General features: G+C 55.7%; 12 protein-coding genes and 1 pseudogene. 5 read left to right on the forward strand and 8 right to left on the reverse strand.

Annotated features, from left to right (window positions below):
- The first annotated feature begins 128 nt into the window (after positions 1-128).
- The gene (locus ACVCAM_RS07605) at positions 129-1,418 is read left to right on the forward strand and encodes a SulP family inorganic anion transporter (protein ID WP_025913169.1); all 1,290 of its coding nucleotides are present in this window, start codon (positions 129-131) and stop codon (positions 1,416-1,418) included.
- On the opposite strand, the gene mgtE is transcribed toward ACVCAM_RS07605, so the two are convergent.
- From mgtE to ACVCAM_RS07635, 6 genes and pseudogenes are all read right to left on the reverse strand, one after another.
- On the reverse strand, positions 1,381-2,817 hold the full coding sequence (gene mgtE / locus ACVCAM_RS07610; RefSeq protein ID WP_021241530.1) for a magnesium transporter: 1,437 nt from the start codon (positions 2,815-2,817) through the stop codon (positions 1,381-1,383). The two genes, ACVCAM_RS07605 and mgtE, sit on opposite strands and share 38 nt — an antisense overlap.
- A gap of 190 nt (positions 2,818-3,007) precedes the next feature.
- A complete protein-coding gene (locus tag ACVCAM_RS07615) occupies positions 3,008-4,651 on the reverse strand; it encodes a multidrug ABC transporter permease/ATP-binding protein (protein WP_150146959.1) in 1,644 nt (547 codons plus the stop codon).
- Between the two features lie 69 nt (positions 4,652-4,720).
- A complete protein-coding gene (gene alkB / locus ACVCAM_RS07620) occupies positions 4,721-5,377 on the reverse strand; it encodes a DNA oxidative demethylase AlkB (protein ID WP_150146962.1) in 657 nt (218 codons plus the stop codon).
- Positions 5,377-6,435, reverse strand: a complete 1,059-nt coding sequence (gene ada / locus ACVCAM_RS07625) for a bifunctional DNA-binding transcriptional regulator/O6-methylguanine-DNA methyltransferase Ada (RefSeq protein WP_008500244.1) — start codon at positions 6,433-6,435, stop codon at positions 5,377-5,379. The genes alkB and ada overlap by 1 nt, the downstream gene beginning before the upstream one ends.
- Before the next feature lie 72 nt (positions 6,436-6,507).
- Positions 6,508-7,563, reverse strand: coding sequence for an FAD:protein FMN transferase ApbE (gene apbE / locus ACVCAM_RS07630; protein ID WP_008500243.1), 1,056 nt, complete (start codon positions 7,561-7,563; stop codon positions 6,508-6,510).
- Between the two features lie 117 nt (positions 7,564-7,680).
- Positions 7,681-8,793: pseudogene (locus ACVCAM_RS07635) on the reverse strand (porin OmpC).
- 743 nt (positions 8,794-9,536) lie between these two features.
- Between ACVCAM_RS07635 and rcsD the strand changes: the two are divergent.
- Positions 9,537-12,209 carry a phosphotransferase RcsD gene (rcsD, locus tag ACVCAM_RS07640; RefSeq protein ID WP_447093562.1) on the forward strand — a complete coding sequence of 891 codons (2,673 nt, stop codon included), beginning with the start codon at positions 9,537-9,539 and terminating at the stop codon, positions 12,207-12,209.
- 16 nt (positions 12,210-12,225) lie between these two features.
- Complete coding sequence (rcsB, locus tag ACVCAM_RS07645; protein ID WP_003859405.1) at positions 12,226-12,876, forward strand: response regulator transcription factor RcsB; 651 nt, start codon at positions 12,226-12,228, stop codon at positions 12,874-12,876.
- A gap of 78 nt (positions 12,877-12,954) precedes the next feature.
- Here the strand turns inward: rcsB and rcsC are convergent, their stop codons facing one another.
- Both rcsC and gyrA read right to left on the reverse strand, forming a co-directional pair.
- Positions 12,955-15,801 carry a two-component system sensor histidine kinase RcsC gene (gene rcsC, locus ACVCAM_RS07650; protein ID WP_008500240.1) on the reverse strand — a complete coding sequence of 949 codons (2,847 nt, stop codon included), beginning with the start codon at positions 15,799-15,801 and terminating at the stop codon, positions 12,955-12,957.
- Positions 15,802-15,936: 135 nt separating this feature from the next.
- Positions 15,937-18,573, reverse strand: coding sequence for a DNA topoisomerase (ATP-hydrolyzing) subunit A (gyrA, locus tag ACVCAM_RS07655; RefSeq protein WP_008500239.1), 2,637 nt, complete (start codon positions 18,571-18,573; stop codon positions 15,937-15,939).
- Positions 18,574-18,719: 146 nt separating this feature from the next.
- Between gyrA and ubiG the strand changes: the two genes are divergently transcribed.
- Positions 18,720-19,448: a bifunctional 2-polyprenyl-6-hydroxyphenol methylase/3-demethylubiquinol 3-O-methyltransferase UbiG gene (gene ubiG, locus ACVCAM_RS07660; protein WP_025913163.1), complete on the forward strand. Its 729-nt coding sequence runs from the start codon at positions 18,720-18,722 to the stop codon at positions 19,446-19,448.
- Positions 19,449-19,796: 348 nt separating this feature from the next.
- The gene (gene nrdA / locus ACVCAM_RS07665) at positions 19,797-22,082 is read left to right on the forward strand and encodes a class 1a ribonucleoside-diphosphate reductase subunit alpha (RefSeq protein WP_008500237.1); all 2,286 of its coding nucleotides are present in this window, start codon (positions 19,797-19,799) and stop codon (positions 22,080-22,082) included.
- Positions 22,083-22,109 lie beyond the last annotated feature (27 nt).

Below are 22,109 nucleotides of genomic sequence, written 5' to 3' on the forward strand. Positions count from 1 at the left end.
GGGGGCACGGTAACAACTTTTAAATATTGTTTAAAGGTTACGAAATTATTGTAATTGTGAAATTTAATGATGGATTGTTTGTGAGGAATTATCGAAGCGTCTGGTAAAGCGCGGTTTAACTGGCTAGTATGTTGCGTTTTGTGATCGCGCGCACGGAAGCCTGCCCTAACCAGCGAAACGTTATGTCCCTACCCCATTCTGCTGTCTCTCCCGAAAACCGTGTCGCCAGCGTGCTGCGTTCCCCTAAACAGCTGACGCGTGAAACGCTGGCTGGCGTGATTACCGCCCTGGCGCTGATCCCCGAGGTCATCTCATTTTCGGTGGTGGCGGGCGTTGACCCGAAGGTCAGCCTGATCGCTTCCGTGGTGCTGTGTCTTGCCCTGTCCGTGCTGGGTGGTCGCCCGGCGATGGTCACGGCCGCGGCCGGTTCCGTGGCGCTGGTTATTGGACCCATGGTGCATCAGCACGGCGTACAGTACATTCTTCCCGCCGTGCTCATGGCTGGCGTAATTCAGATTCTGTTTGGCGTGCTGGGCATGGCCAGGCTGATGCGCTTTATTCCCCAGTCGGTCATGACCGGGTTTGTTAACGCCCTCGGGATATTGATTTTCTTTGCGCAGGTTCCGCATTTCTGGAGCCGAAGCCCGCTGATTGTAGGCCTGTTCGTGCTGACGGTACTGATCGTGCTGTGGGTGCCGCGCTATTTCAAAAGCATCCCTTCCCCACTGATTGCGATTGTGCTGTTAACCTTGTTTACCGTTTCAACCGGGCAAAACCTGCCGACCGTGGGCGATGAAGGCGCCATGAGCGGCGGCTTGCCGGGTCTTAGCGAACTTCTGGTCCCCCTCAATCTACAGACGCTGAGCATAATCTGGCCGTGCGCGTTGAGCATCGCGTTTGTCGGCCTGCTGGAATCCCTGCTGACCGCAAAGCTGGTGGATGAGCTGACCGCGACGCCGTCAAGTAAACGCCGCGAAAGCATTGGATTAGGCGTCGGCAATATTCTGGCCGGATTTTACGGTGGGATTGCGGGCTGCGCGATGATCGGACAAACCATCGTTAACGTAGAGATGGGGAAAGGCCGAAGCCGAATTTCAACCTTCGCTGCGGGCATCGTGCTGCTGATCCTGGTGACGGCGCTCAGCGACGTGATGGCCAACATCCCGATGGCGGTGCTGGCGGGCATTATGGCCATCGTCGCCGTTAAAACCTTCAGCTGGCACAGCCTTCAGCCGGCCACGCTGAAAACGGCCCCGATTGCAGAAACGGTCGTCATGCTGGTGACCGTTGCCGCCACGGTATCAACCGGCAATCTGGCGATTGGCGTGCTGGGCGGGATTATCGTCATGGTGCTGCTTCCCGCCCGCATTAAGCGTCGGCTTAAAGCAGAAAAATCGTCGCCAGCCCAAGAAAAATAAAGAAACCGCCGGTATCGGTGATGGCGGTGATCATCACGCTCGACCCCACCGCGGGGTCGCGCCCCAGTTTGGTCATGGTCAACGGGATAATGACGCCCATCATCGATGCCACGAGCAGATTCAGCACCATCGCCAGCATCATCACGCCGCCTAACGCCATATCGTCATACAGCCACCAGGTGATGCCGCCCATAATGCCGCCCCACACCAGGCCGTTGATCAGCGCCACGCCCATCTCTCTGAAGATCAGAAAGGCGAAGTTGCCGGGCTGAATATTCTCCAGCGCCAGCGCGCGAACAATCATCGTGATAGTCTGATTGCCGGTATTGCCGCCAATCCCGGCCACAATCGGCATCAGCGAGGCCAGCGCCACCAGCTGCGAAATGGTGTGTTCAAAGCCGTCAATCACGCGGGAGGCGATAAACGCGGTACACAGGTTAATGGCCAGCCACGCCCAGCGCGTTTTCACCGCCTTGCCGACGGAAGCATGGACGTCATCTTCCGCGCTGATCCCCCCCAGCGCACGCAGGTCGTTATCGGTTTCTTCATAAACGACGTCAACGATCTCGTCGATGGTCAGACGCCCCATCAGTTTGCCGACGGAGTCCACGACGGCGGCACTCACGAGGTCATCACGTTCGAAGGTACGCGCCGCTTTTTCCGCATCGTCCTCCGGGGAGAAGACCATCGGCTCGTTTTCCATCACCTCGCTCACCTTCCGCTGGGTGCTGTTGAGCAGGATGGTTTTCAGCTCCAGTTCGCCGAGGAGGGTTTTATCCCGGGAGGTGACAAACAGCTTATCGGTGTTATCCGGCATTTTGCCCAGGCGGCGCAAATAGCGCTGCACGGTGCCGAGCGTCACGTCCGGGCGCACCGTGATAACGCCGAACTCCATAATCGCGCCGACGCTGTTTTTCTCGTAATGCATCACCTGACGCACGCGCGCGCGTTCATCGGCAGGCAGTGACGCCAGCAGGCGGCCGGTCAGGTTTCGCGGCAGGTGTTGAACCAGGTAAATCTGTTCGTCGATATCCAGCGTTTGCAGGGCGTCGAGGATGTCCCGATCGCTCATCTCATCGATCAGGTCGTCCCAGACGTTTTCCGAGGCCTCAAGCAGCACCTGTCCGCGCTCGTGATCCTGCACCAGCCTCCACAGGGCATGACGCTCTTCCGAGGGAAGCGCTTCAAGGGTGTCCGCCAGATCCGGCGGGGGTAAGTGAGCAACCAGCGCACCTACCTCAGCAATATCGTCGGCTAACGTGCCGACATCATATTGCTCAGCCAGGGTCAGTTTGCCTAATAGCGTAGACGTGACCGCTTTATCGGTCGTGAGAAGCCAGATCAGTCGCGCACGTTCCTGGTCACGCTGTCTGGCGCTGTTTTTCTTTAATACCGACATCAATCATAAATCCATGAAATAAGTTGGTATTAAGCATAGCGCGAGGATATGTAAATAAGAATAAACAACGGGCCGGGATGGAGAAAAAAGCGGCATATCGTGCAAATCATTGTGCCCGGCGGCGCTACGCTGCACGGGCCTACAAAATCCCAGGCCGGGTAAGGCGAAGCCGCCACCCGGCACACGGGCATCAGGCCGTTCGCGCCACCGCGTCACGCGAGGCCGCATCGCGCGCTTCACCGGTCAGCTCGCTCAGCCTGCCGTCGCGCATCTCCAGCAAGCGGTCAGCGTGAATAAAGTAATGATCGTCGTGGCTGATGGCGAAAATGGTTTTGCCCATCTCCTGCATCAGCGGCAGCAGCACCTGATAAAACTCGCGGCGGAAGTGCGGGTCCTGATCCGCCGCCCACTCGTCGAGCAGAATGATGTCACGCTCTTCCGCCAGCGCCAGCAGCAGCGCCACGCGTTTTTTCTGCCCTTTGGAGAGTTTGAGGTTAAGGATCTTGCCGTCCTGAAGTTCCAGCTTGTGCGACATCTGCAGGTGCGCCAGCCATTTTTCCACCAGCGCAGGATTGGCCTGCTGCCCTTCCGGCCCCAGCAGCCGATCAAACAGCCAGACGTCGGTGAACACCGCCGAGAAAAGCTTGCGGTAGTCCTCGGGCTTCTCCGCGCTCAGCGCCCTGCCATCCAGTAAAATCTCGCCCGACTGCGGCTGATAAAGGCCAGTGAGCAGCATCGCCAGCGTCGATTTACCGCTGCCGTTGCCGCCAATCAGGAACAGCAGCTCGCCGCGGCGGATCGTCAGATTGAGCGGCCCCACGGAGAAGGCGCTTTCCTGATAACGGAACGTGACGTTACGCAGCTCGAGCGTCTGCCAGTTCGGGAAGGCCTGCGGGCGCGGGAATTCGGCCTTAAACGGCGCGAGATCGAATTTTTTGAGTTTATTAAAGGCCACCTGCGCACTCAGCAAGGTGGGCAATGCGCCGACCGCCGAGAGCAGCGGCGTGCGCAAAAACAGCAGCGTCAGTGAGTAGGTTGCCGCGACGTTGGTATCCGCCCAGCCCAGGCTGTTCGCCATCCAGAACACCAGGCCAATGGCGCCCAGCATCATAATGTTTGACCAGTTCACCGCGCTCAGGTGGAAGGTATCGGCGCGAATGATGTGATGCCGGTATTCGCGCGCGTCCGGAATATAGAGATGGTTAAAGATATACTCGGCGCGCTCGCGGTTCAGGGTGAGCTCTTTGCGACCTTCCAGTACCGTCTGGTAATCGTTATAGAGCTTATCTTCGGTTTCGCGCAGGACCGCCATGTGTTTATAGACGCGGGACACCAGCACAAAACCGCCCCAGATGGTGATGGCAATCCACAGCGCAGTCACCGCCAGCATTTTGCTGGAGAGCCAGGCGAGATAAGCCGCCGAGCCGAAGGTCAGAATGATCCCCTGCACCAGCTCCGGCAGACGAACGAACGCGATAGTAATGGCGCGAACGTCGCTGGTCAGCCCCGCCAGCAGGGAGGCGCTGCCGAGCTGCTCGACGCGCTCGACCTGAGTGTCCAGGATGCGCTTGATAAACTCGCTGCGCAAACGAAAAACGAAATGGTGCCCGAGCGCGGTCAGCGCCAGCTGGGAACCGAGCGTAACCGCCATCAACAGAAGCAGCAGGCCGAGAAACTCCGGCAATACGGAGAGCGAAGTGTCGACCATTTCAATCAACCGCACGTTAATAAACGCGATCAGGCCAATACCCAGCGCGGCGCTGGCCAGGCTTAACGCCATGACGGCGACGAAGGGCCAGCGGTACTGACGCCAGACGAGGAGAAGTAGTTGCATGCAGGCAATCCGGACAATAAAAATCAGCCAGCAGTGTAAACTGCCCTGCGCGGACATCAAGAATAATTCTTATTTTAGTTTACTGTACCCCGCCTGACGGAAGGTCAGATTAAAGCGGTACTCGCCCGTGAGGGGGTGAACGCCGGGTTTCAGCGGCTGAATGCCGTGATAGTAAAGCCGCGATTCCCTGCCCCACACCACCACATCGCCATGTTCCAGCATGATACGTTTGAGCGGATCGTTGCGGCGTAATCCCCCAAACTGAAAGACGGCGGGCAGGCCTAACGATACCGAAACGATAGGCGCGCGCAGATCGGGCTCATCCTTGTCCTGATGCAGCGAGAGCTTCGCCCCGACGGCGTAGCGGTTGATCAGACAGGCGTCAGGACGGAAGTCAGGATAATCCGCCGCCACGGCAGCCTCGTGACAAAGTGCCTGGAAAACCGCAGGCATGGGAGGCCACGGCCGACCTGTCGTGAGATCGTTCGGAGCATACACATACCCACGTTCGTTTGTCGCCCAGCCCAGTTCGCCGCAGTTGGTCATGGCCACCGACATGGTGTAGCCGCCCGGCGTCACCATATGGCGAAACGGTGAAGCCGCTGTGACCTCTTCAATACCGGCAAGCAACGCCTCCGCACGGGAGAGAGCAAAGCGGCGCAGGATAACCGCCCCCGGCGCAAGCGGCTCCTGCCAGGGTTCAGCATCCGCAAAAAGATCGAGCATTATCCCTCCCGGCGTTTCGCCTCACGTTTTAGTAATAGCGCTTTTCGCGCCGCCCCCCAGCGATAGCCCGACAGCGCGCCGTCGTTGCGAACCACGCGATGACAGGGGATCACAATCGCCAGCGTGTTGGCCGCACAGGCTCCGGCGACGGCGCGTACCGCACTGGGCTGACCAATCGCCTGCGCCACCTGCTGGTAACTTGCCGTTTCACCGCAGGGAATTGCGCGAAGGGCCTGCCAGACGCGCTGCTGGAACGCGGTACCGCGAATATCCAGCGGCAGCGCAAGCGGTACGTCGCGGTTATCAATACTGGCAATGACCTGGTGGATCCGCTGTACGAAGGCGTCGTCCCGCGGCGCGTGCGTTGCTTTTGGAAATTGCGTTGCAAGCTCTGCGGTTAATTCAGCATCGGTGTCACCCAGCAGAATCGCGCAGATCCCCCGCTCGCTTTCGGCGACCAGACAGCGTCCTAACGAACAGTCATCGATAGCATACCGTACGGCCACCTCTCCTTTACGGTACTGCTTCGCCGTCATGCCCAACGCATCGTTGGCTTTACGATAATAGCTGCTGCTGTCGGGAAATCCCGCTGCCAGCACGGCATCGGTAATTTTGTCTCCCTGCGCAAGCGCGGTGCGCAGACGCTGACCCCGTGCCGCCTGCTGCCAGGCTTTTGGCGTCATGCCGGTCACGGATTTAAACAGGCGGTGGAAATGGAAAGGACTCATGGCAACCTGCTCCGCCAACCTCTCCAGAGTTAGCGCAGGATCCTGCTCCAGAAGCCGACAGGCGTGTTCCACTTTTGCCAGCTTTTGCGCCTGCGGATCGCGCTTGTCCGGCATGCAGCGCTTGCATGGACGAAAGCCCGCCTGAGCGGCGTGCCGGGCATCGGGATAAAAGCGGACATTTTTACGCAGCGCGTGGCGGGCGCGGCATGACGGACGGCAGAAAATACCCGTCGTCTGCACGGCGAAGACAAACTGATCGTCAGCGAGCGGATCGCGGGCCAGCACGGCCTGCCAGCGATCCTCATCGGTAGTGAAGGTTGGGTTTTTCATGATCGGCTCCTCGTATAAGCATACATAGAGCGTGCCTGAGCGCCACCGATAAAAAACCCGCAACCTTGCTTTTTAATTTTTGTCGCTGACCAGGAAACTGTTGAACTGCGGCGAGCTCCAGGTTTTAAACCCGTCGCCCTCTTTGGTGATCATATAAACCGCCAGCCCTTCCTGACGGACCACCTCTTTGGCTTTTTCCGGGCCAAGAACCATTAATCCGGTATCCCAGGCATCCGCTTCGAGCGCGGTGGGGGCAATGACCGTCACCGAGACCAGGTTATGCGTGATGGGGCGACCGGTCTGCGGATCAATCACGTGCGAAATACGCTTCCCGTCAAGCTCATAATAGTTGCGATAGCTTCCGGAAGTGCTGATGCCATGTCCGTTGATATCCACTATCGCCTGCACGGCATTTTGCCGATCCGTCGGTTTTTGAATCGCCACGCGCCACGGTTTATCGCTGGCGTTCATGCCCCGACTGACCAACGCGCCGCCCACGGAGACCAGATAACGGGAAATCCCCTCCTGCGCCATCAGTGCAGCAAGATGATCCGCCGCATAGCCTTCCCCGACCGTCGACAGATCGACAAACAGATCGGGAATATCTTTCTGCAGGTACTGCTGCCCGTACTGGTTGATGACGGTCAGATGCTGTAGCCCGGTCCGGGCGCGGGCGTCATCAATGGCCGCCTGTTCGGGCGTCTTCACCGGCTGTTTATTCGGGCCAAATCCCCAGAGGTTCACCAGAGGGCCGACGGTGACATCCATCGCACCGTTGGTTTTATAACCTACGCGCATTGCCTCGGTCACGATATCGGCCATCGCCTCGCTCACCGGCCACAGAGAGGTGCTGGTTGAGAGGTTAAAGCGCATCAGCGCCGAGTCATTTTTATAGGTCGACAGCAGCTGATCGTCGGCGTCCAGCTGTGCCTGGATTTTGCCCCGAAGCTCATCCGTGCGCGTTTTATCGAGGTTCATCACGCTGACGCGCCAGAAGGTGCCCATCGTTTTGCCTTCGAGCACCGTCGCGGCAGGTGCGTCGGTTTTCGCCACGGGCGCGGGATCGTTACACGCGGTCAGGAAAAAAAGCATAGCCAGAAAGCTGGCGCGTAAAAAAGTCATGTCCATTCATTATTATCCTCATGCCAGGGCGGCAAGAGTACACCAAAACGGGTGAGTTGTGAGAATCTGGGAAGCACAAAAAAAGGGAGCCATCAGGCCCCCTTACGTCACACGATGGCGCGATTAGAACTGGTAAACCAGGCCCAGCGCGACGATATCGTCAGTACCGATACCTGCCTGACGGGTGAATTCATTTTCATCAACCAGGTTGATTTTGTAATCCACGTAGGTGGACATGTTTTTGTTGAAGTAGTAAGTCGCACCCACATCAACATATTTCAGCAGATCCTGATCGCCGTAACCTTCGATGTCTTTGCCTTTAGACTGCAGGTAAGCTACGGATGGACGCAGGCCGAAGTCGAACTGGTACTGAGCAACCACTTCGAAGTTCTGCGCTTTGTTAGCAAAGCCGTAAGCGGTAGTTGGGTTGCTGCCGTTAGAGGTACCAAAACGGGTTGCGTTGTAGGTCTGAGAGTACTGTGCTGCCAGATAGATGTTGTTGGCATCGTACTTCAGGCCACCAGAATAGACTTCTGCGTGATCCCCTTTACCGTATACGCCCAGTGCGTTCTGATCGGCGGTACGTTTGGAGGAGGACATCGCACCACCCACGCTGAAACCTTCGCCCAGGTTATAGGTCACGGATGCACCGTAGCCATCGCCGTTCTGGTTCAGCAGGCTGCGACCGTCGGTGTTTTCACCGCTTACGCTGCCGTTTTTGCCCTGATACTGCAGAGCAAAGTTCAGGCCATCAACCAGACCAAAGAAGTCCTGGTTACGGTAGGTTGCCACGCCGTTAGCACGAGACTGCAGGAAGTTGTCGGCACCATAGGTGTCTCCACCGAATTCAGGCAGAACGTCGGTCTAGGAGGTCACGTCGTAAATCACGCCGTAGTTACGACCGTAATCGAATGAACCTGCTTCCGCGAACTTCAGACCTGCAAACGCCACACGCGTCCAGGACTGGTTGTCGCCTTCGTCCTTGTTGCCCTGAATCTGGTATTCCCACTGGCCATAACCGGTCAGCTGATCGTTAACCTGAGTTTCACCTTTGAAGCCAAGACGCATGTAGGTCTTGTCGCCGTCGTTACCCTTGTCGTCAGAGAAATAATGCAGACCATCGACTTTGCCGTACAGATCTAATTTGTTGCCATCTTTGTTATAAATTTCGGCCGCATTTGCTGCGCCTGCCACCAGGAGTGCTGGTACCAGGAGGGACAGTACTTTAACTTTCATTTTATTAACCCTCTGTTATATGCCTTATAATTGCCACTGCTTACTGGTTAACCCTCATTAACCAGTCGGCAATTTCATTCTCCGCAAAATTACAGAATAATCCAATGCGAATATGATACGAAAACTTTGAAGATGTTTCATTTGTCAATCAAGATGTTTCAAAATGTAAATATCAAGGAACTTTTACAAAGCACAAATAGCTTATAAATTTAGCACTTATAATCAAAAGAAAAATCATACATATAGCAATCAAGTACTTATAATAAAAACCGTTACAGCACTGAATGACAAAACAAGATCGCGGCTAATCTCTAAAATATCTCTCGCTATCATCATTAACTTTATTTATTACCGTCATTCAGTTTTGAATGTCTGTTTATCCCTAATTGAGCCGGATGCTTCGCATTCGGTTTTTTTTTACCTTTCTTTACGCAACGCCTCATTTTTTGTGCTACCGCACCGAAATTGTAACGACTATTAACTAAATTCTCCCCGGCCATCTTTCGCTAACACACAATTGATGTAAAACTTAATTTCTTGTTAATTCGTGCTATTTGCTGGCCAGGCGCACTTTTTATTTGTACGCGCAGGACGAGTTTGTACATGTTTACCGCGCCACCCGCCGCCGGTATTGTCCGTTGAAAAAGTCGCCTGTTCCCGGACGGTGGCGCTGGAAATTCAGTTATTACCCTTTATACTGCCCTATCGCCACAGAGCATGACCATGACGGGTTAAAGATATCAATGAGTCAGACTGAAACCACCGCCCCGAGCAAATTCTCCCTCCTCCCCGGGAGCATCACCCGTTTCTTTCTTCTTTTGATCGTTGTGCTGTTAGTGACCATGGGGGTGATGGTACAAAGCGCGGTTAACGCCTGGCTGAAGGATAAGAGCTATCAGGTCGTCGATATCACCCACGCCGTGCATAAGCGCATCGATACCTGGCGCTACGCCACCTGGCAGATTTACGACAATATTGCGGCCGCCCCGGCCTCCTCATCCGGAGATGGACTTCAGGAGACGCGGCTTAAGCAGGATGTCTATTACCTCGAAAAACCGCAGCGTAAGACTGAGGCGCTCATTTTTGGCTCTCACGACAGCGCAACGCTCGAGATGACACAGCGTATTTCGACCTATCTGGATACCCTCTGGGGGGCCGAAACGGTGCCGTGGTCGATGTACTATCTGAACGGTCAGGACAACAGTATGATCCTGATCTCAACCCTGCCGTTAAAAGATCTCTCTTCCGGGTTTAAAGAGACCACCGTGGGCAGCATCGTCGACTCCCGCCGGGCAGAGATGCTGCAGCAGGCGAATGCCCTTGATGAACGTGAGAGCTTCTCTTCCCTGCGTCGTCTGGCCTGGCAAAACGGTCATTATTTTACTCTGCGCACCACCTTCAACCAGCCAGGACATCTGGCGACGGTTGTGGCCTTCGATTTACCGATTAACGATTTAATCCCGCCGGACATGCCGCTCGACAGCTTCCGTCTGGAGCCCGACAACAGCACCCAGAACATGCGTGCGGCATCTGACAAAGAGGCCGCAGAAAGCGTCTCGATCTCCTTTAACGGCTCAAAAATCGAAATTGCCTCATCCCTGAACTCGACCGGTATGCGTCTGGTGTGGCAGGTGCCGTTTGGCACGCTGCTGCTCGATACCCTGCAAAATATCCTGCTGCCTCTGCTGCTGAATATCGGTCTGCTGGCGCTGGCGCTGTTTGGCTACAGCACCTTCCGTTTCCAGCCGGGGCGTCAGAGCGACGCCTCTGCGGTCCCGGCAGGCACCAGCAATGAACTGCGCGTGTTACGTGCGCTAAATGAAGAGATTATTTCCGTGCTGCCGCTTGGGGTCTTAGTTCACGATCAGGAAGCGAATCGTACGGTAATGAGCAATAAAATTGCCGACCATCTGCTGCCGCATCTTAACCTGCAGAACATCACCACCATGGCGGATCAGCACCAGGGGGTGATCCAGGCCACCATCAACAATGAGCTGTACGAGATCCGTCAGTTCCGCAGCCAGGTCGCCTCCCGCACGCAAATTTTCATCATTCGCGATCAGGATCGCGAGGTGCTGGTGAATAAAAAGCTCAAGCAGGCGCAAAGACTGTATGAGAAAAACCAGCAGGGGCGCGCCGCATTTATGCAGAACATTGGCGATGCCTTCAAGCAGCCGTTAAAAACGCTGGCGACCCAGGCGGCGGCGTTAAATACGTCAGAAAGCCACCAGCTTGCCTGTCAGGCCGACTCGCTGGTCAGAATGGTTGACGAGATCCAGCTGGCGAACATGCTGGAGAATGATTTCTGGAAAGGAACACCAACCCTCTTCTCTATTCAGGATCTGATCGATGAAGTGGTTCCGGAAGTCCTGCCCGTGATTAAGCGTAAAGGGTTGCAGCTGCTGATCAATAACAATCTTCCAGCAAATGACGAGCGCCACGGCGATCGTGAAGCGCTGCGCCGCATACTGTTGATGATCATTCAGTACGCGGTGACGACCACGCAGATCGGCAAGATCACCCTCGAAGTCAGTACGGAGGAGTCGGCAGAAGACCGCCTGACGTTCCGCATCCTCGACACCGGGGAAGGCGTCACCACGAGTGAAATTGATAATCTCTACTTCCCGTTCCTGAACGACACGCAAAGCGATCGCTACGGCAAGGCCAATGCCCTCACCTTCTGGCTGTGCGATCAGCTGGCACGCAAGCTCGGCGGCCATCTGAATATCAAAGCCCGTGAATCCCTCGGCACCCGCTATTCTCTGCACGTGAAAATGGCGGCCAATCCGCAGGAAGAAGATGAAGAGCGTCTGCTGGATGATGTCGTGGTGATGGTCGATGTGACCTCGAACGAGATCCGCAATATTGTCGTTCGTCAGTTAGAAAACTGGGGGGCGGCCTGCATCACGCCGGATGAAAGACTTGCAAGTCAAGAATTTGATCTGTTTTTAACTGATAATCCGTCTAATCTTACTGCCTCCGGCTTGCTTTTAAGCGATGATGAGTCAGGCGTGCGGAAAATCGGCCCTGGCCAGCTGCGCGTCAACTTTAATATAAGCAATGCGATGCAGGAAGCTGTACTACAACTAATAGAAGAGCAGCTGGCGCAGGAAGAGATAGCGGAATCCCCGCTTGGTGGTAATGAAAATGCCGAGCTTCACGCCAGCGGATACTATTCACTCTTTGTTGATACAGTACCAGATGATGTTAAGCGGTTGTATACTGAGTCCGCTGCGAATGATTTTGCAGCGCTGGCACAGACAGCACACCGGCTTAAAGGGGTGTTTGCCATGCTTAATCTGGTTCCCGGCAAGCAGTTATGTGAAACGCTGGAACATCTAATTCGTGAGAAAGATGCCTCTGGCATTGAAAAATACATCAGCGACATTGACGCCTACGTCAAAAGCTTGCTGTAGCAAGGTAGCCTTATACATGAACAATATGAACGTAATTATTGCCGATGACCATCCGATTGTACTGTTCGGTATTCGCAAATCACTTGAACAGATCGAGTGGGTGAATGTAGTCGGTGAATTTGAAGACTCTACAGCACTGATCAATAACCTCCCAAAGCTTGATGCACACGTGCTCATTACCGATCTCTCCATGCCCGGAGACAAATACGGTGATGGGATCACGCTCATCAAATATATTAAACGTCACTTCCCGGATATCTCGATCATTGTTCTGACCATGAACAACAACCCGGCGATCCTGAGCGCGGTACTGGATCTGGATATCGAAGGGATTGTGCTGAAACAGGGCGCACCGACCGATCTGCCTAAAGCGCTTGCGGCGCTGCAGAAAGGCAAGAAGTTCACGCCTGAAAGCGTTTCTCGTCTGCTGGAAAAAATCAGCGCGGGTGGCTACGGTGACAAACGTCTGTCGCCGAAAGAGAGTGAAGTTCTGCGCCTGTTCGCAGAAGGTTTCCTGGTGACCGAGATTGCCAAGAAGCTGAACCGCAGTATTAAAACCATCAGCAGCCAGAAGAAATCAGCGATGATGAAGCTGGGTGTGGACAACGATATTGCTCTGCTGAACTATCTCTCCTCCGTCACGCTGAGTGCAACTGACAAAGATTGATCTCCGCTGTCTATGCCGGGTGGCGCTCACGCTTACCCGGCCTACAGACCCCGCAGAAAAGGCCCTTCCGGGCCTTTTTTATATTCTCGTTTTTCTCACGCGCTCTGCGTAAATCGACAATGTCTGCTTCAGCACGTCCAGCGTCACCGGTTTCGACAGACAGCTGTCCATGCCTGACTCCAGACAGCGCTGCTTCTCTTCCGCCAGCGCGTTCGCCGTTACGCCCACCACCGGCAGCGTCAGGCCAAGCTGCCGGATGCGCTGCGTCAGACGGTAGCCGTCCATGTTAGGCATGTTGACGTCGCTCAGCACGATATCAATATGATTCTTACTCAGTACGTTCAGCGCATCCACGCCGTCATTGGCGGTTTTGCACTGGTAGCCCAGCGATCCAAGCTGGTCAGCCAGCAGGCGGCGGTTAATCGGATGGTCATCCACCACCAGAATCATCATATCGTCATTCACCGACGCCAGAGACTCCGGTGACGGCAATCCGCCCGCGCCGTCGCGCTCTTCCAGCTCCACTTTGTAGATGCGTGCCAGCAGGCTCAACAGCTCGTGCGGCGTCGCAACACTGTGTACCCATTCCCCAGGCGCGCGCTCGACGGGAATGCCGATGTGGCGACGGCAGAAGAGCACCGACCCTCTCCCCTGCCACGGTTGCTCCTGCATCTCGTCGGCGATCAGCACATCGTCAACGTCCGGTGTTTGACCTTCATAGCGGCACACCCTCACGCCGCAGTGGGTCAGCAGCGCCGTCAGATAGTCATTCAGCGAGGCGTTATGCACCGCCAGCCAGCAGCGCTTATCGCTCAGGCCATCTACCGTGGCTTTTGCCGGATATTGCGCAGAATAGAGCGGAATGCGGATGGTGAACTGGCTGCCCATGCCGGGCTCGGTATCTACGGAGATATCGCCGTCCATCATGCTGACGAGCTTCTCACAAATCGCCAGCCCCAGTCCGGTGCCCTGGAAGTTACGCTGCACGCCGGTACCGACCTGGAAGAACGGATCGAACAGGCGAACCACCTCCTTCGCCGGAATGCCGACCCCCGTGTCGCGCACGCGAATGCTCAGGTAATCCCCTGCCCGGCAGACGTGCAGCACAATACAGCCGGTATCGGTAAATTTGATGGCGTTGCTGAGCAGGTTAGAGATGACCTGCTGCAGGCGCATCGGATCGCCGTGCAGCGTCAGCGGCACGTCCGGTTCGATAAAGCAGTAGAGCCCCAGCTGTTTACGCACCACCAGCGGCAGATAGTTGGCGCTGATGTGGTTCATCACCTCGCGCGGTGAAAACTCGCGCGGCTCGATTTTCAACTGCTCGGACTCAATTTTAGAGAAGTCGAGAATATCGCTGATGATTTTCAGCAGCAGGCTGGAGGAGTTGTTCATCGCCGTCACCAGCCGGTCGACGCCTTTCGGCAGCTCTTTAGTCTGCAGCAGGTCGAGGTTACCGATAATCCCATACAGCGGCGTACGCAGCTCGTGGCTGACGGTCGCAAGGAACATGGATTTTGACTGGCTGGCCTGCTCCGCCGCCTGCGCCATCTCCTGCAACGACTCTTCCATCTTCACGCGCGCGGAGACATCCACCAGCACGCAAATCGCCACGTTTTCATTGCGATAGCGGGAATGGACAAAGCTAATCTGCAGGTTGGTGTGCGTACTGGTGAGCACGTCAACGAAGTTAACCTGCTGACCGCAGATAATCTGCGTCAGCCTCTGCCGGTCTTCGTGCGTCAGCATGTTCAGGTAGTTATGCGCCAGTTCGTTACTCAGGATGTTGGTCCCGTCCTGGGTACGCAGGATACAGATCCCCACCGGCGCCGAGGCAACAATCTTGCGGTTAAACTGCTCGTGTTCCTCCAGGCGCTGGGCGTCGCTTTCGGCGGGAATAAAGATTTTCCGCTCATACATGCGCGCCAGCGTAAACAGCGCGCCCCCCGCCAGCAGGTTGAGCAGAATCGCATTCATGATAAGAATGCGTATCCGCTCAAGTACCATATCCACCGGCAGCGAATAGACGATACTCAGCGACGAAGGCGGCAGGCTCTTCTTCAGCACCAGCTCGCGGAAGCCCGAGGTATAGCCAAACCACGACCGCTCCTGCATCCAGTGCGGTTCGACGTTCAGCCGGTTATCGGGCCCGGCAAGCGAGATCAGCTGATGGCCGTTTTCATCCAGAATGGTCACCCCCATGGGCAGGCTGCCAGGGGTGAAGAAGTTTTCCATGCGGATGGTCTGCTCAATCCCCATCAGCGCCTGCAGGCGATTACCGAGATAAACCGGCGTCAGGGCATAGAAATAGCCCACACCGGGGCGCGGGCCCTGGCTCACCCAGAAGATGTTATTCCCGCGCTCGTCCTGTGGTGCATTGCGGTATTTCACAATACGTTCATGCAGGCTTTTCAACGCATTGTCACGCTCAACGGGCACGTCGCGTAGGCCAAAGTCAGCCATGCAGAGATTTTCGCTGCCAATCAGGAAGACGCGGTTCAGGTCATAGGCGGCGGAGAAGTTGTCGCGCCAGTAGCGCATAAACCAGGCTAGCGATTCCAGCGACCCGCGCCAGGTATTGCTCATGGTGGAGCAATCGGAATCCGGGAACAGCGGCTGGAAGTCCGGAACTTCGGTTTTGTCGTTACGCCCGCGGAGCGCAAGAATACCGTTTTCCGCCGTCAGACGATTCTCGGCAATATACTTCAGCTCCTTCATGACGTCAGACGTTCGCTGAATGTAGCGCTGGGCCTGGTCGGAGCTTAAGTTAAACTCCTGGCGGATCTCCGCTTCTTTCTGATGCAGCGCATTAACGATGTAAAACACCGAGAACAAGGCCACCAGCAGCCAAAGCAGGAGCGCCAGCGCTCTAAACAGATAGCGAGAGACTTTCAGCGTAGTACGAAAGGAGACGAGGTATTTCAAGGGGGCGAGGCTCCGCCGTCGGGGTCAAAAGAATGTGGTTAAGGTAGCGGTAAACGCGCCAGGTCGCAACGTTGACTTATCTGCTTCTGCAAAAGAAAAGGGCCGGAATCCGGCCCTTTTTTACATCAGGAGACATTACTCGTCAGCGTCATCCGCTACGTCATCGTCGGTGTCGGCTTCTGGCGCGATGTCCTCATCGCCTTCCGCGACGCTACCGTCGATGGAGTCGAGCTCTTCGTCATCCACCGGCTCGGCAACGCGCTGCAGACCCACCACGTTTTCATCTTCCGCTGTACGGATGAGGATCACGCCCTGAGTGTTACGACCCACCACGCTGATCTCAGACACGCGGGTACGCACCAGCGTACCGGCATCGGTGATCATCATGATCTGGTCGGCATCGTCTACCTGCACCGCGCCGACAACGGAACCGTTGCGCTCGGTCACCTTGATGGAGATAACGCCCTGCGTGCCGCGAGACTTGGTTGGGTATTCCCCTTCCGCCGTACGTTTACCGTAACCATTCTGCGTGACGGTCAGGATAGCCCCTTCACCGCGCGGAATAATCAGAGAAACAACGCTGTCTTCGCCAGCCAGTTTGATACCACGAACGCCCGTCGCGGTACGGCCCATTGCACGGACGGCGTCTTCTTTGAAGCGCACCACTTTACCGGCCGCAGAGAAGAGCATGACTTCATCAGAACCGGAGGTCAGATCCACGCCAATCAGCTCGTCGCCTTCGTTCAGGTTCACGGCGATAATACCGGCAGAACGCGGACGGCTGAATTCGGTCAGCGCGGTTTTCTTCACGGTACCGCTGGCGGTCGCCATAAAGACGTTCACGCCCTCTTCGTACTCGCGTACCGGCAGAATGGCGGTGATACGTTCGTTCGCTTCCAGCGGCAGCAGGTTAACGATTGGACGACCACGTGCGCCACGGCTTGCTTCCGGCAGCTGATAGACTTTCATCCAGTACAGACGACCGCGGCTGGAGAAGCAGAGGATCGTGTCATGGGTGTTCGCCACCAGCAGGCGGTCAATAAAGTCTTCTTCTTTAATACGTGCTGCAGATTTACCTTTACCGCCACGACGCTGTGCTTCGTAGTCCGTTAACGGCTGATACTTCACGTAGCCCTGGTGAGACAGGGTCACCACAACGTCTTCCTGGTTGATCAGGTCTTCGATGTTGATGTCCGCGCTGTTGGCAGTGATTTCGGTGCGGCGCTCGTCGCCGAACTGATCGCGGACCAGCTCCAGCTCTTCGCGAATCACTTCCATCAGGCGCTCTGCGCTGCCCAGGATATGCAGCAGCTCAGCAATCTGTTCCAGCAGCTCTTTGTATTCGTCGAGCAGTTTTTCATGCTCAAGGCCGGTCAGTTTCTGCAGACGCAGATCCAGAATCGCCTGGGCCTGCTGTTCAGTCAGGTAGTATTGACCGTCACGCACGCCGAACTCAGGTTCCAGCCATTCAGGACGCGCCGCGTCATCGCCCGCACGTTCCAGCATCGCGGCGACGTTGCCCAGATCCCACGGACGGGAAACCAGCGCGGTTTTCGCTTCCGCCGGGGTTGGCGCACGACGGATCAGCTCGATGATCGGGTCGATGTTGGCCAGCGCAACCGCCAGCGCTTCAAGGATGTGCGCACGGTCGCGCGCTTTGCGCAGTTCGAAGATGGTACGACGGGTCACCACTTCACGTCGGTGACGGACGAACGCGCTCAGGATCTCTTTCAGGTTCATGATCTTCGGCTGACCATGGTGCAGCGCAACCATGTTGATACCGAAGGAGACCTGAAGCTGCGTCTGGGAGTACAGGTTATTCAGGACAACCTCACCCACCGCGTCGCGTTTGATCTCAATCACGATGCGCATACCGTCTTTATCAGACTCGTCACGCAGCGCGCTGATGCCTTCAACGCGTTTTTCTTTTACCAGCTCGGCGATTTTTTCAATCAGACGCGCTTTGTTCACCTGATACGGGATCTCGTGAACAATAATGGTTTCACGGCCGGTTTTGGCGTCCGCTTCTACTTCAGCGCGGGCACGGATGTAAATCTTGCCGCGGCCGGTACGGTACGCTTCTTCAATGCCGCGACGACCGTTGATGATCGCCGCCGTCGGGAAGTCCGGGCCCGGGATGTGTGCCATCAGCCCTTCAATGCTGATATCTTCATCGTCGATATAAGCCAGACAGCCGTTGATCACCTCGGTGATATTGTGCGGCGGAATGTTGGTTGCCATACCGACCGCGATACCGGACGAACCGTTCACTAACAGGTTCGGGATCTTGGTGGGCATCACATCTGGGATGCGCTCGGTGCCGTCGTAGTTATCGACGAAATCAACGGTCTCTTTTTCCAGGTCGGCCATCAGCTCATGAGCGATTTTCGACATACGGATTTCCGTATAACGCATCGCCGCAGCGGAGTCGCCGTCGACTGAACCAAAGTTACCCTGACCATCTACCAGCATGTAGCGCAAGGAGAATGGCTGCGCCATACGAACGATGGTGTCATAAACGGCGGTATCACCATGCGGGTGATATTTACCGATGACGTCACCGACGACGCGGGCAGATTTTTTATAGGCTTTATTCCAGTCATTGCCCAATACGTTCATGGCGTATAGTACGCGACGGTGTACCGGCTTAAGGCCATCGCGGACGTCCGGCAGCGCACGGCCAACAATGACCGACATCGCATAGTCCAGATAGGAGCTCTTCAGCTCTTCCTCGATGTTAACCGGTGTAATTTCTCTCGCAAGGTCGCTCATCTAACCGCTATCCCTCTACTGTATCCCGGATTCAAAGGTCGCAAATTATAACACAGCCGAGGTGATTGAGGTAAACCTATACGCTTTATTCACAGGGATTGCCTGATATACTCATTCGTCTTGCTAAATAAGGAGTAAAAGCGCCCATGAATGCCGAAAAATCCCCGGTGGCTCACAACGTTGACCACGAAGAGATTGCCAAATTTGAAGCGGTGGCGTCCCGCTGGTGGGATCTCGAAGGCGAGTTCAAACCGCTGCACCGTATTAACCCGCTGCGTCTGGGCTATATTGCGGAGCGTTCCGGCGGTCTGTTCGGTAAAAAAGTGCTCGACGTCGGCTGCGGTGGCGGTATCCTGGCGGAAAGCATGGCGCGCGAAGGGGCGAACGTCACGGGCCTGGATATGGGCTTTGAACCGCTGCAGGTTGCTCGTCTTCATGCGCTGGAGTCTGGCATACAGGTGGACTACGTGCAGGAAACCGTGGAAGAACACGCGGCAAAACATGCTCATCAGTACGATGTGGTGACCTGCATGGAGATGCTGGAACACGTTCCCGATCCGCAGTCCGTGGTGCACGCCTGTGCAAAACTGGTGAAACCGGGTGGACAGGTCTTCTTCTCGACCATCAACCGCAACGGTAAAGCCTGGCTGATGGCCGTCGTTGGCGCGGAGTATGTGCTGCGCATGGTGCCGAAAGGCACACATGACGTGAAGAAATTCATCAAGCCTGCCGAACTGTTAGGCTGGGTCGACCAGACGTGGCTCAAGGAGCAGCACATCACCGGCCTGCACTACAATCCGCTGACCAATAAATTCAAACTCGCACCGGGCGTTGATGTTAACTATATGTTGCATACAACCGCCAAAAACGACTAACGTCATTCGTTATTCTTATAAAGATTGCGCGACATCATGTTGCGCAATTCTGACCGCCCGTTGAAGAAATCAGCACTCGATCAAATTTTGAATTTTTTTTCTTAATTATTGACATGTCTTCCAGGCCTTACGGTACGAGGACTTAGCCTTTTTTACCCTTTCACAACCTCAATTTAACGTCAAAATCAACCCTTGTACTGAAAAGAATCCTTACTAGAATACTCACCATATAGCGTTTTTCTTATCGCAAACCCCCTATATGTAGTATTTATCCACAGAGTTAGTCACAAGACGGTTCTGTGGATAAGCGGGGGATATTTTTTTATTTCACGGACAGGTAAACCCCACATGAATCAGAGTCTGCTGGTGACAAAGCGCGACGGTACTACCGAGCGTATCAATCTGGACAAAATCCATCGAGTTCTCGACTGGGCAGCAGAAGGACTGAACAACGTATCTATCTCCCAGGTTGAACTGCGTTCACACATCCAGTTCTACGACGGCATCAAAACGTCTGATATCCACGAAACGATCATTAAAGCGGCGGCGGACCTCATCTCCCGCGAAGCACCGGATTATCAGTACCTCGCTGCACGTCTGGCGATTTTCCACCTGCGTAAAAAAGCCTACGGCCAGTTTGAGCCGCCGAAGCTTTACGATCACGTGGTGAAAATGGTTGAGCTGGGCAAATACGACACGCATCTGCTGGAAGACTATACGGAAGAAGAGTTCGAGCAGATGAACGGGTTTATCGATCACTGGCGCGACATGAACTTCTCCTACGCGGCGGTGAAGCAGCTCGAAGGCAAATACCTGGTTCAGAACCGTGTAACCGGTGAGATCTACGAAAGCGCCCAGTTCCTCTATATTCTGGTGGCCGCCTGCCTGTTCTCTAACTATCCACGTGACACCCGTCTGGATTACGTGAAGCGTTTCTACGATGCGGTATCGACGTTCAAGATTTCACTGCCGACGCCAATCATGTCTGGCGTGCGCACCCCAACCCGTCAGTTCAGCTCCTGCGTACTGATCGAGTGTGGTGACAGCCTGGATTCCATCAACGCCACGTCCAGCGCCATCGTGAAATACGTTTCCCAGCGTGCCGGTATCGGCATCAACGCCGGTCGCATCCGTGCGCTGGGCAGCCCGATTCGCGGCGGTGAAGCATTCCACACCGGCTGTATCCCGTTCTATAAGCACTTCCAGACGGCGGTAAAATCCTGCTCTCAGGGCGGCGTGCGCGGCGGTGCTGCGACCCTGTTCTACCCTATGTGGCACCTGGAAGTGGAAAGCCTGCTGGTCCTGAAAAACAACCGTGGTGTTGAAGGCAACCGCGTGCGTCACATGGACTACGGCGTGCAGATCAACAAGCTGATGTACACCCGTCTGCTGAAGGGCGAAGAGATCACCCTGTTCAGCCCGTCCGACGTCCCGGGCCTGTACGACGCGTTCTTCGCCGATCAGGACGAATTCGAGCGTCTGTACACCAAATACGAAAAAGACGACAGCATCCGCAAGCAGCGCGTGAAGGCGGTGGACCTGTTCTCCCTGATGATGCAGGAACGTGCCTCTACCGGCCGTATCTACATCCAGAACGTTGACCACTGCAACACCCACAGCCCGTTTGATCCGGTGGTTGCACCAGTGCGCCAGTCTAACCTGTGCCTGGAGATCGCCCTGCCGACCAAACCGCTGGAAGACGTGAACGACGAAAACGGTGAAATTGCGCTGTGTACGCTGTCCGCGTTCAACCTGGGTGCCATCAAGAGCCTGGACGAGCTGGAAGAGCTGGCCGTGCTGGCGGTTCGTGCGCTCGACGCCCTGCTGGACTACCAGGATTACCCAATCCCGGCCGCGAAACGCGGTGCGATGGGGCGTCGTACCCTGGGTATCGGCGTGATCAACTTCGCCTACTGGCTGGCGAAAAACGGCAAGCGTTACTCCGACGGCAGCGCCAACAACCTGACGCACCAGACGTTCGAAGCGATTCAGTACTACCTGATGAAAGCGTCCAACGAGCTGGCGAAAGAGCAAGGCGCGTGCCCGTGGTTCAACGAAACCACCTACGCGAAAGGCATTCTGCCAATCGACACTTACAAGAAAGACCTGGATGCGATCGTCAGCGAGCCGCTGCACCTCGACTGGGAAGGCCTGCGCGAGTCCATCAAGACTCACGGCCTGCGTAACTCCACGCTCTCTGCCCTGATGCCGTCCGAGACCTCTTCGCAGATCTCTAACGCCACCAACGGTATTGAGCCGCCGCGCGGCCACGTCAGCATCAAAGCCTCGAAAGATGGCGTGCTGCGTCAGGTGGTGCCGGATTACGAGACGCTGGGTGACAACTACGAGCTGCTGTGGGAAATGCCAAACAACGACGGCTACCTGCAGCTGGTGGGTATCATGCAGAAGTTTATCGACCAGTCGATCTCTGCCAATACCAACTATGACCCGACGCGCTTCCCGTCCGGCAAGGTGCCGATGCAGCAGCTGTTGAAAGACCTGCTGACCGCCTATAAATTTGGCGTGAAAACGCTGTACTATCACAACACCCGTGACGGTGCGGAAGACGCGCAGGACGACCTGGTTCCGTCAATTCAGGACGATGGCTGCGAAAGCGGCGCATGTAAGATCTAATGTAAATGCCGGGTGGCGCTACGCTTA

Source organism: Enterobacter sp. CFEC122 (assembly GCF_052983755.1).

Bases quoted from the DNA above. Each gene is read 5' to 3' on its own strand.
- rcsD (WP_447093562.1), top strand. From the start codon at position 9,537: ATGAGTCAGACTGAAACCACCGCCCCGAGCAAATTCTCCCTCCTCCCC.
- ada (WP_008500244.1), bottom strand. From the start codon at position 6,435: ATGAAAAACCCAACCTTCACTACCGATGAGGATCGCTGGCAGGCCGTG.
- mgtE (WP_021241530.1), bottom strand. From the start codon at position 2,817: ATGTCGGTATTAAAGAAAAACAGCGCCAGACAGCGTGACCAGGAACGT.
- nrdA (WP_008500237.1), top strand. From the start codon at position 19,797: ATGAATCAGAGTCTGCTGGTGACAAAGCGCGACGGTACTACCGAGCGT.
- rcsB (WP_003859405.1), top strand. From the start codon at position 12,226: ATGAACAATATGAACGTAATTATTGCCGATGACCATCCGATTGTACTG.
- ubiG (WP_025913163.1), top strand. From the start codon at position 18,720: ATGAATGCCGAAAAATCCCCGGTGGCTCACAACGTTGACCACGAAGAG.
- ACVCAM_RS07605 (WP_025913169.1), top strand. From the start codon at position 129: ATGTTGCGTTTTGTGATCGCGCGCACGGAAGCCTGCCCTAACCAGCGA.
- alkB (WP_150146962.1), bottom strand. From the start codon at position 5,377: ATGCTCGATCTTTTTGCGGATGCTGAACCCTGGCAGGAGCCGCTTGCG.
- gyrA (WP_008500239.1), bottom strand. From the start codon at position 18,573: ATGAGCGACCTTGCGAGAGAAATTACACCGGTTAACATCGAGGAAGAG.
- ACVCAM_RS07615 (WP_150146959.1), bottom strand. From the start codon at position 4,651: ATGCAACTACTTCTCCTCGTCTGGCGTCAGTACCGCTGGCCCTTCGTC.
- apbE (WP_008500243.1), bottom strand. From the start codon at position 7,563: ATGGACATGACTTTTTTACGCGCCAGCTTTCTGGCTATGCTTTTTTTC.